This window comes from Pseudomonas sp. SDO5591_S426 (assembly GCF_054070755.1).
This window is the reverse complement of record NZ_JBSVXD010000269.1, coordinates 1-5914: the sequence shown is the minus strand read 5'-3', so window position 1 is coordinate 5914 and position 5914 is coordinate 1. Positions and strand designations below refer to the sequence as shown.

Annotated in this window: 5 protein-coding genes; 1 reads left to right on the top strand and 4 read right to left on the bottom strand. The window is 59.6% G+C overall.

Translation table 11 applies throughout. The features are described 5' to 3' along the window. Positions 1 to 324 precede the first annotated feature (324 nt). The gene (locus ACW9JC_RS28180; protein WP_457459130.1) at positions 325 to 2601 is read left to right on the top strand and encodes a nitric-oxide reductase large subunit; all 2277 of its coding nucleotides are present in this window, start codon (positions 325 to 327) and stop codon (positions 2599 to 2601) included. Between the two features lie 71 nt (positions 2602 to 2672). On the opposite strand, the gene ACW9JC_RS28175 is transcribed toward ACW9JC_RS28180, so the two are convergent. The 4 genes from ACW9JC_RS28175 to ACW9JC_RS28160 form a co-directional block, all read right to left on the bottom strand. Further along, positions 2673 to 3632, bottom strand: a complete 960-nt coding sequence (locus tag ACW9JC_RS28175) for a tRNA dihydrouridine synthase (RefSeq protein WP_457459129.1) — start codon at positions 3630 to 3632, stop codon at positions 2673 to 2675. A gap of 154 nt (positions 3633 to 3786) precedes the next feature. Next, the gene (locus ACW9JC_RS28170; RefSeq protein WP_416128329.1) at positions 3787 to 4224 is read right to left on the bottom strand and encodes an acyl-CoA thioesterase; all 438 of its coding nucleotides are present in this window, start codon (positions 4222 to 4224) and stop codon (positions 3787 to 3789) included. Positions 4225 to 4272: 48 nt separating this feature from the next. Further along, positions 4273 to 5106, bottom strand: coding sequence for an alpha/beta fold hydrolase (locus tag ACW9JC_RS28165; RefSeq protein ID WP_338585795.1), 834 nt, complete (start codon positions 5104 to 5106; stop codon positions 4273 to 4275). Between the two features lie 29 nt (positions 5107 to 5135). Then, positions 5136 to 5675, bottom strand: a complete 540-nt coding sequence (locus ACW9JC_RS28160) for a TetR/AcrR family transcriptional regulator (protein WP_338585794.1) — start codon at positions 5673 to 5675, stop codon at positions 5136 to 5138. Positions 5676 to 5914 lie beyond the last annotated feature (239 nt).

Sequence of the window (5914 nt, the reverse complement as noted above, 5' to 3'; positions counted from 1 at the left end):
CTTTTGAGTCTGATTGTAAAAAAGATCAAAAGATCGCAGCCTTCGGCAGCTCCTACCTTTCAGCTATCGCGACGCCATACCTTCGTATGAATCATTAAAACCCATACATGAAGTCACTGACCCTGTGTAGGAGTGACGCAGTACCGGGTGCACCGTACATTCATCCCATGGCGGACAAACGTCTCGCCCCCACTAGTCAATGATCGCGACAACCGATCATTTTCCCTGAGCAACACCCCGGCGTCTCTTCCCGATCACACGGCCGGGTTTTCTGCGCCCGCATACTCGTTATGCGGGCGCTTTTTTTTGACATTAAGGTGATCCATGGGTGAATACCGCAAATTATGGTGGTCGCTGATTGGCGTCCTCGGCGTGACCTTCTGCCTGCTCGGCTGGTTCGGTCACGAGATCTATCGACAGGCACCGCCGATTCCCGATCAGGTACAAAGCGTCGAGGGCAAAACCCTTTTCCGCGCCGACGATATTCTTGATGGCCAAACCGCGTGGCAAAGCATCGGTGGCATGCAGCTGGGCTCGATCTGGGGCCACGGCGCCTATCAGGCACCGGACTGGACCGCCGACTGGCTGCACCGCGAATTGCTCGCCTGGCTGGAGCTGGCGGCGCAGCAGAATTACGCCAAGGCTTATCAGGATATCGATGACGACCAGCAGGCCTTGCTGCGCCATCAACTCAAACGCGAGTACCGCGGCAATCGACTGGTCGACGGCACGCTGATCCTCAGTGATCGCCGTGTCCAGGCCATCGCGCAAACTGCCGCGTATTACCACGATCTGTTCGGCAACGATCCTTCGCTGCATCACAGCCGCGAAAGCTTTGCCATGAAAGAAAACACCCTGCCCGACGCCGCCCGACGCGAGCAGTTGACGCAGTTTTTCTTCTGGACTGCGTGGGCCGCCGCCACCGAGCGCGATGGCCAGAGCGCGACATTCACCAACAACTGGCCCCACGAACCGTTGATCGACAATCACCCGACCGCCGAAAACATGGTCTGGTCGATCGTCAGCATCGTCGTGCTGTTGGCGGGTATTGGTTTTCTGGTCTGGGGCTGGGCGTTCCTGCGCAATCACGAGGAAGGCGAACCCAAGGTTCCAGCACAGGACCCGTTGAGCCTGATCAAACTCACGCCTTCGCAAAAGGCCCTGGGCAAATACCTGTTGTTGGTCGGTGCACTGTTCGGCTTCCAGGTGCTGATGGGCGGCCTGACCGCGCACTACACGGTCGAGGGCCAGGATTTTTATGGTGTGCCGCTGTCGAAGTGGTTCCCCTACTCGCTGACCCGAACCTGGCATTTGCAGAGTGCGATGTTCTGGATCGCTACCGGGTTCCTCGCGGCGGGGCTGTTTCTGGCACCGTTTATCAACGGTGGCAAAGACCCGAAGTGGCAGAAGCTTGGCGTGGATGTGCTGTTCTGGGCGCTGGTGCTGGTGGTGGTCGGCTCGTATGCCGGCAACTTCCTCGCCATCGCTCAATTGATGCCGGCGCAATGGAGCTTCTGGCTCGGCCATCAGGGTTACGAATACGTTGACCTCGGTCGTCTGTGGCAAATCGCCAAGTTTGCCGGGATCGTGTTCTGGCTGGTGTTGATGCTGCGCGCGATGGTCCCGGCCTTGCGCCAGCCCGGCGACAAAAACCTGCTGGCCTTGCTGGCCGCGTCGGTCATCGCCATCGGTCTGTTCTACGGTGCCGGCCTGTTTTATGGCGAGCGCACCAACCTGTCGGTGATGGAGTACTGGCGCTGGTGGGTCGTGCATCTGTGGGTCGAAGGTTTCTTCGAAGTGTTCGCCACCACTGCCCTGGCTTTCATTTTCACCAGCATGGGGCTGGTCTCCAAACGCCTCGCGACCACCGCTACACTCGGCTCGGCTTCGCTGTTCATGCTCGGCGGCGTACCCGGCACGTTCCACCACATCTACTTCGCCGGAACCACCACGCCGGTGATGGCTGTCGGCGCGACCTTCAGCGCCCTGGAAGTGGTGCCGCTGATTTTGCTCGGCTATGAAGCCTGGGAAAACTGGCGCCTGAAGGAGCGTGCACCGTGGATGGCACGGCTGCGTTGGCCGTTGCAGTTTTTCATCGCTACCGCGTTCTGGAACATGCTCGGCGCCGGGGTATTCGGCTTCCTGATCAACCCACCGATCGCGCTGTATTACATTCAGGGCCTGAACACCACGCCCTTGCATGCACACGCGGCGCTGTTCGGGGTTTATGGCTCCCTGGCGCTGGGCTTCAGCTTGCTGATCCTGCGTTACCTGCGACCGAATCTGCAGTTCAACGACCGACTGATGAACACCGGATTCTGGTGGCTCAACGGCGGCCTGATGCTGATGATCGTCACCAGCCTGTTGCCGATTGGCATCCTGCAGTTTTACGCCAGTGCCAGCCAAGGCCTGTGGTACGCCCGCAGCGAAGCATTCATGCAGCAAGACCTGCTACAAACCCTGCGCTGGGTGCGCACGTTCGGCGACATCGTGTTCCTGGTCGGCGCGTTTGCGGTGATCTGGCAGATCGCTGGCGGCTTGCTGTTTTCGTCCCGGCATCCCCGTGCAATTGAATCAGCGACGTTCACCGGTCAACGTTGAATCGCAGACACAAAAAAGGGCGCCATTGGCGCCCTTCTTGATTGCTCTGGAAGAGATTACTCAGAGATTTTTCAGGCCGCTTCAGCCACCGGCAACCCCAGCAAACGCGAGACGTTATCCAGCTCGGTCTCGCGACGCAGGACGGTGAACAGTTCGACGGCTTCGGGATAATTGCGCGTCAGCATCGCCAGCCATTGCTTCAAGCGGCCCGGCGATTGGCGCGCCGTCATCTGCGCCTTGGCTTGCAGCCAGAAGTCCTGGATCAGCGGCAGCAGCTCGGCCCAGGTCATTTCCACAACCTCTTCACCGGCCCGCGCGGCGGCGATTTGCTTCGCCAGATCGGGGCGCGAAACCAGGCCGCGACCGAGCATGATGTCTTCGACGCCGCTGATTTCGCGACAACGACGCCAATCTTCGACGCTCCAGATGTCACCGTTGGCGAACACCGGTACTTTGACCACATCCTGCACGCGCGGAATCCATTCCCAATGTGCTGGCGGCTTGTAGCCGTCCACTTTGGTGCGGGCATGAACCACGATATGTTCAGCGCCGCCTTCGGCCAAAGCCGTGGCGCAAACCAGCGAGCCGTCAGGACTGTCGAAGCCTAGGCGCATCTTGGCGGTGACGGGAATGTGCGCCGGAACGGCGCGACGGACGTGCTCGACGATCTGGTTCAGCAGCTCGGGCTCTTTGAGCAGCACCGCGCCGCCACGGGACTTGTTGACCGTCTTGGCCGGGCAACCGAAGTTCAGGTCGATCACTTCCGAGCCCAACTCGCAGGCCAGCGCGGCGTTTTCCGCCAGGCACACCGGATCGGAACCCAGCAACTGCACGCGCAACGGCACACCGGACGCGGTGCGGGCACCGTTGAGCAGTTCCGGGCCGAACTTGTGGAAATAGGCCGGCGTGAGCAGCTGGTCGTTGACTCGAATGAACTCGGTCACACACCAATCGATGCCGCCCACTCGGGTCAGCACGTCGCGCAGGATGTCGTCGACAAACCCCTCCATGGGCGCCAAAGCAATTTGCATGAAAAACACACTCAACGAAAAACGTGCGGCAGTTTACTGGTTTTCACTCTTGAAAAGGTAAACCCTGTAGGAGCTGCCGAAGGCTGCGATCCTTCGATTTTGCTTCTTGAAGATCAAAAGATCGCAGCCTTCGGCAGCTCCTACACAAATTGTGTCAGGCCGGAGTTTGCAACGCCGGGCCGTAGCCTTCAATGAATTCGGTCGGCATGCGCTTGGGCTTGCCGGTGGACAGTTCTATGCAAACGAATGTGGTTTGCGCGCGCAGCAACGTCGAATTGTCACTAGGGCGCTTCAACTGGAAGTGTCGGGTCATTTTCAGGCGCTGGTCCCAATCGACGATCCAGGTCGCCAATTGCAACTCATCGCCTTCATAGGCTGCGGCCAGGTAATCGATCTCATGCCGCACCACCGCCATCGCCCGGTCCAGCCGTCGGTATTCGACCAGGTCCAGGCCAAGGCGCTGGGAATGGCGCCAGGCACAACGCTCGAGCCAGGTCACGTACACCGCATTATTGGCGTGTCCTAGCCCGTCGATGTCTTCGGCACCCACTTGCAGATCAATGATAAACGGCGTTGCCCGATCCCAGCCCATGCCCCACTCCCGGTCAGATAATTTCGACCGGGGCAGTGTAACGGATGCTCAGGCCGATTGGCGCGATTGCAGGCTGCGGCCGGCCAGCAGTGATAACACGCCATCAATCACCCGAGGGTCAGCCAGCACCCGCTGATGGCCACCCTCTTCCAGGCGCAACAGGCGGCTGTCGAACCAGGCTTCGTGGATCAGTTGCGATTCCTTGACCGAGACAAAGTTGTCGTCCTCGGCATGCACGATCAGGCCTGGCATATCGAGTTGATAGTGCGCAACATCCAGCGTGGCAGCACGCATGCCCACGTCTTTTTCGACCTGACGAATGAAGGCCGAGCGGGCCTTCGGCGGCAATCGCACGTAGCGGGCGAAACCTCGAAGTACGCCTAGGATTCGCGCTGGCGCGGCGATACTGACCAACGTTTCCGTGCGCAAGCCCAACTGCACGGCCAGCATGGCACTGGCGCCGCCCATGGAGTGACCGATGACCGCTTGCAGCGGCGGCAATTCAGCGGCGGCTTCGAGCATGGCTCGGGCGAACAACACGACATTCGCCTCGGTACCTGGCGAACGACCGTGTGCCGGACCGTCGAGGGCAACCACGGTGTAACCGGCATCGACCAACGCGGTGATGAGGTTGGCAAACTGCGTTGGCCGGCCTTCCCAACCGTGCATCAGCAGCACCGTCGGTCCCTGTCCCCAACGCAATGCCGAAAGACCAAAGCGCAGAGTGATCCGTTCGGATTTGGCCAGCAGCGGCAATTCCCAATCACCCGGCTGGAAATTTCGCGGTGTCATGAATGCAACGCGCATTTTGCTCGCTACCAGCTTCGGAGCAAACCAACCCAAGGTGCCATTAACGCCACGAACCCACTTCAACGTGCTCATCGCTCTATCCTCAGGCTGTCGCCTTCAGGTCAACGCACCGCGGTCTTGGCAGCGCGCAACAATCGATCAGATAAATCACCTGGCCCCAGCGCGCGTGCCAGCGCCAGGCCACCCACCATCAAGGCCATGTCGGCCAAAGCTTTGTCGGTGTCCTCCGGACTGGCCGCCAACTGCGCGACCATCAGCTCCAGGTGTTCGTTCAGCGCGATTCGGAAGGACTCGGGCAGACGCCCAAGCTCACCGATCGAGGCCGGAATCGGGCACGCCGCCTCGCTGGAATCGCGATGCTTGCGCGACAGATAGAACGCAGCGACCAAGGCGCGACGCTCTTCACCGGTCAATTCGGCATCCATGTCGGCAATCAAGTCACGACGGCGACCCAGCAATTGCTTGAAGGCCTCCAGCATCATCGCGTCCTTGCTTTCGAAGTGCGCATAGAAGCCACCGACCGTCAGGCCGGCTGCGCCCATCACTTCGCCCACGCTCGGTTCGGCCGGGCCGCGCTGAATCAGCGCTGCACTGGCGGCCTTGAGGATGCGTTCGCGGGTTTGAGCTTTTTTATCGTTCATCGTTGCCTCCGAATATTACGACTAGAATATTATTCTCATAATAATTTTCTGCAAGTCGTGGATGTGACCGCTGGTCTGAAGAACAGTTTGAAAGAAAGAGGGAGATTTGGCCAAACGCCAGACAAACAAAAGGGCCATTCAATAATTGAATGACCCTTATAAAATCCCGCAGAGCGGGTAATCGTGGCGTCCCCTAGGGGACTCGAACCCCTGTTACCGCCGTGAAAGGGCGGTGTCCT